Origin of the sequence: Pelomicrobium sp., assembly GCF_036803785.1 — a bacterium.
Classification (GTDB): domain Bacteria; phylum Pseudomonadota; class Gammaproteobacteria; order Burkholderiales; family UBA6910; genus Pelomicrobium.
The window spans coordinates 1-4,245 of sequence record NZ_DAIRTR010000189.1; the positions used below are offsets into that span (position 1 = coordinate 1).

The window sequence follows — 4,245 nt, forward strand, 5'->3', positions numbered from 1 at the left end:
CTCCCAGTGGACGCAATCGAGGTCAATCGAAGGTTGGAGGCCATGTTTGCCATTGCGGTTCACGGGGGCGCGGGCGACTGGGGCGCAGGGCCGGAAGGGCCCGTACTGGCGGGTGTGGAGGAGGCAGCCCGCGCCGGCGCTGCCATCCTCGCCCGGGGCGGCTCGGCCCTGGACGCGGTGGTGGAGGCGGTACGCCTGCTGGAGGACAATCCCCTTTTCAACGCCGGCACGGGCTCCGCTCTCACGGCGGCTGGGGAGGCGGAGATGGATGCATCTGTCATGACGGGCAGCCGCTTTGCGTGCGGAGGCGTTGCCTGCATCCGGCGAGTGCGCAATCCCGTGCTGGTCGCCCGGCGGGTGCTGGAGGAGGGCCGCCACGTGCTGCTGGCGGGGGAGGGTGCCCTCGCCTTCGCCCGACGGTGTGGCTTTCCGGACCATGACCCGGTCACCCCCGAGCAGCGGCAGCGCTGGGCCCACTCCAGTAAAGAAGCGACCGCACCCGGCACCGTGGGGGCCGTCGCCCTGGACCAAACAGGAGAGCTGGCGGCGGCCACCTCCACGGGTGGGACTTTCCTCAAGTGGCCAGGACGGATCGGCGACAGCCCGATTCCCGGTGCAGGCAACTACGCCACACCCGATGCGGCCGTATCGGCCACCGGGCGGGGGGAGTTGATGCTGCGCCTGTGTGCCGCCAAGCGCGTGTGCGACGCGGTGCACGCGGGCCGCAGCGCGGCGGAGGCGGTGCGGGAAGTGCTGGGAGAGATGGCCGCCCGCCTGGGCACGGATGCAGGCTTCATTGCCGTGGACCGCAACGGCCGCCTGGGCGTGGGCCACTTGACCCGCGCCATGCCCCACGCAGTGGCAACCCGCTGGCGGCCCGAGCCCGTGGCCCGCATGGGGGCATGAAGCCGCCCGGGCGACTTTTGGCTCTTCCTGTACTGATCTTTCCTGTTTTTTGGTAAGCTTACCCCCCGTCATGGGGGAGTAGCCGCTTCGCCTTTCCGGCGGAGGGTCGCGTCAACAGGCTTGGCCTTTCAGAATGTCGGGGCCATGGCGCGACCGGTACGGGATCCTGCGGCGGCCTCGAGGCCCGTCGCCGTCTCAAGAGGACGGCTCGGCGAGCGGAGGCGTCGCGCCTTCCTGGCGAGACCTTTGGCTCGGAGTGCCGCTTCTGGTCGGGCCGGCGCTTCGCGCCATCGGTTGAGCGCCCGACCCGGAGAACCCCGTTGGAAGCCCTTCTCTTTTCCACCGTCGCCGTCTGCTTGGCGGAGATCGGCGATAAAACCCAACTCCTCGCCTTGGTCCTCGCGGCACGCTTCCGCAAGCCGTGGCCCATCATGGCGGGCATTCTGTTCGCCACCCTTGCCAATCACACTGCTGCGGCCTGGGCCGGCGCCTGGCTGTCCGGGTGGCTCTCGCCCCAAGCCTTGGGCTGGCTTGTGGGGGGGTCGTTTCTGGCCATCGCCGCCTGGACCCTGGTACCGGATCGTCTGGAAGAAGGCGCCGGGCCGAAGGGCCGCCATGGGGCCTTCCTTACCACCCTGGTAGCCTTTTTCTTGGTGGAAATCGGGGACAAAACCCAGGTGGCGACCGTGGCCCTGGCGCTCAAGTATCCGCAAACGGCGCTAGTGGTGGTGGGCACCACGCTGGGCATGCTCCTCGCCAACGCACCCGCCGTGGGGCTGGGAAGCGTCACCGCCCGGCGCATCCCGCTACGGGCCGTGCGTTACGCGGCGGGGGCGATCTTCGCCGGCCTAGGGATCGCCACTTTGGCGCGGTTCGCCTTCGCCTGACCCCGTCATCGGTTCAGCGCACGCCCCGGCTGCGCAGATGAGCACCCAGGGCACGGTTGGCGCGGAATAATAGATGGTCCAGGAGGAGCTAGCGCCGCAGTAGCTCCCGGGTCTGGAAGGCCGCGCTCGACTTGGCGACGGCGAAATCCTCCTTCAGCTTTTTCAACTGAAGGAGCGGGCTCAAGCGGATCTCCTCGTGGGGAAGCCGGGAGAGGTAGAAATGTTGGTACATGCGCTGCTCCTCGAACTGGAAGTGCTGTTCCGTGTCGTCGGGCAGGTCCGCCAGAAAGGCGGCGATTTTCGCCGCTTCTTCTCCCCGTTCGATGGCGTCGACGACTTCGTTCATCCGATCCACGAGCCGGGGGTGCTGATTGCCGGTCATGGCGATGCGGAACGCATACTCGGACTTCCAGTCGATGAAGGACATCGCCGGTCCTCTCAGGCGCGTAGGCTCCGCCAGGAAGGGGGTAAGGGTTCCGCTCTGCTGCGGGCAAACCTCGCCACCGTCAAAGCGGATCGAGCGGCATTTTGGCAGAAAAGACCTGGCCCGAGAATAGCCGGCGGTTTTCCTCCTGCCGTCTTCTGCATCCCTCAAGGGGCCCGCCGCCCTAAGCCCATTCGCTTCGATCCCGCAGGCGGCTTACAATCCGCGAAGTGATGGTGCCCCTGACCTATACAAAGAGGGGCCCGCGTGGCCTTGCTGCGCTGCTCCTGCCGGTGAATGCGGCGGATGCCGTTCCGGAGGGGAGCCTGGGCGATCGGGCGAGATCTGCCACAACGAACGCCTCCTGCGCCGCCGGGCGCGGGGATGCTCTTCCTGAGCAGGGCTAGCCCGTTTCGCTGCTGTAGCGCAGCTGCCCATCACCTGCTTTCGCGATCGTTCCAGGAACGGCCGGCAACAGCACCATGGTGCTGCCCCTGATCGCCTTCCTGATCAGGGTGGGTGCCTCCCGGAGGCTGCTCAAGCCTTGGCACGCGGCGCTGGCGGAAGAAGCGCTGCAATGGAGCGGACGCTCGTACGGGCTGGGCTCGTGAGGGCAGCAGCGGGAGCGACGCTCGCGTGCGCTCTACAGGAACAAGGTGAGGACCCCGGTATAGCCGTAGAGCCGGTTATGGGAGATCTCGCCGTTACAGAAAAAGCCCGTGAGTGGCAGCTCGCCGAACTCCTGCTGGATCACCTTGAGCTCTTCTGAATTTTCACCGAACATGTAGCGGCCGCGGCCCAGACAGGAGTAGTAGATGGCGCCCCGGGGGGGATGGGGGATGCGCTCCTTGAGCTCCCGCAGCATGCGCCGCATGTCCTTCATCGCGTTGGCTGGGTCGCGCCGGCAGAACTGCAGCACCTGACCCGGTTGCACGGTCTCGCCGATGGCGAGAAGCCTGGCGCGGGGATCGACCCCCACCAGGTTGCGCACCAGATAGTCCCGGGTGTCGGAGCCCGGCACCAGCAAGGCGGCGGCGATGTAGCGGGCCGCCTTGTTCAGATCCCGGGACAGGATGTCGCCGATCTCGTCGTAGAAGACGTCCAGGGCGGGGCGGCCATCCAGGGTCATGATGATGTTGTCCTGGCACTGGGTGATCTCATGGGGAGCACCGAACGGGGCGCAGCTCTGGGTGAGGGTGGTCGCCACGGGCACCTCCGGGGCGAACAGGACTCCCGACAAGCCCCCCTCGGTCACTTCCCCGGAGACCTGGGTGTAGAGGGAGCGGGTAGAGGTGAGTCCTCCCACCAGGAAGCCGTCGTTCACGGCAGCGGCGAGCCGGGTGATCAGTTGGGGTAGCCGGCGGTTGCGGGGGTCGCCGTGCACCACGCCGAAGCGGGCCTGCTTGGCTGCGAACCACGCGCCATGCTCGGCGATGAACCGGTCCAGGCCTTCGCTCACGGTATTGAACAGCCGAAACGAATTGGGGGGGAAGGCGCCCACCATGACCGAGAGCGCAGGCGTTTCGTAGTATTCCCGACCCACTGCGCAGATACCCACCCCTACGGAGCCTACCCACAGGTCGACTCCCAGGGCGTCCTTGAGGTAGCGCACAATGCTGCGCAGATCCGGGGAAAACGCATCGGTCGCGTAGACGAAGCCCAGGTTCGCGCCCCGCGGAAGCGAAGAGAGCTGGGCCACGCACTCGGCGACAGCCTGGAGCCAATTGTCCGCCGCCGCCTGGGCGGAGGCGAAGACGTCCAACGAGGAGGTTTCGGAGAGCAATGGGAAAACCGGTCGGGTTCAAATCGAATATAGCCTACTTTCGCCGGCAACAGAATCGAGTCAGGAAGGCCGCCGGCTCACGCTCGCCCGCAGACGGCCGGGGCGGGTGGATGAAGCGCGCCATGTGGCATCTCCTTGTCCTTTCGGCGGCCACGTTGCTGTTCCTGCCTGCCGCCATGGCGGGAAAGGAGGCGGTGGCGAGTGCCCATCCCCTGGCGACCGAGGCCGGGCGGGCGGTGCTGGCC

Annotated in this window: 5 protein-coding genes and 1 riboswitch; of the genes, 3 read left to right on the forward strand and 2 right to left on the reverse strand. The window is 67.2% G+C overall.

Annotated features, from left to right (window positions below; translation table 11 throughout):
* Together V7Q81_RS14875 and V7Q81_RS14880 are read left to right on the forward strand one after the other, a co-directional pair.
* Positions 1-906, forward strand: a 906-nt coding sequence (locus V7Q81_RS14875) for an isoaspartyl peptidase/L-asparaginase family protein (RefSeq protein WP_333844844.1), incomplete at its 5' end; no start/stop codon positions are given.
* A 61-nt stretch (positions 907-967) separates the two neighbouring features.
* Positions 968-1,074: riboswitch (yybP-ykoY riboswitch) on the forward strand.
* A 152-nt stretch (positions 1,075-1,226) separates the two neighbouring features.
* Positions 1,227-1,793, forward strand: a complete 567-nt coding sequence (locus tag V7Q81_RS14880) for a TMEM165/GDT1 family protein (RefSeq protein ID WP_333844846.1) — start codon at positions 1,227-1,229, stop codon at positions 1,791-1,793.
* Positions 1,794-1,881: 88 nt separating this feature from the next.
* Here the strand turns inward: V7Q81_RS14880 and V7Q81_RS14885 are convergent, their stop codons facing one another.
* A complete protein-coding gene (locus V7Q81_RS14885; protein ID WP_333844849.1) occupies positions 1,882-2,220 on the reverse strand; it encodes a hemerythrin domain-containing protein in 339 nt (112 codons plus the stop codon).
* A 479-nt stretch (positions 2,221-2,699) separates the two neighbouring features.
* Between V7Q81_RS14885 and V7Q81_RS14890 the strand changes: the two genes are divergently transcribed.
* The gene (locus V7Q81_RS14890; protein WP_333844852.1) at positions 2,700-2,828 is read left to right on the forward strand and encodes a hypothetical protein; all 129 of its coding nucleotides are present in this window, start codon (positions 2,700-2,702) and stop codon (positions 2,826-2,828) included.
* Positions 2,829-2,860: 32 nt separating this feature from the next.
* Here the strand turns inward: V7Q81_RS14890 and V7Q81_RS14895 are convergent, their stop codons facing one another.
* Positions 2,861-3,979, reverse strand: a complete 1,119-nt coding sequence (locus V7Q81_RS14895; RefSeq protein WP_333844856.1) for an FIST signal transduction protein — start codon at positions 3,977-3,979, stop codon at positions 2,861-2,863.
* Positions 3,980-4,245: the final 266 nt, after the last annotated feature.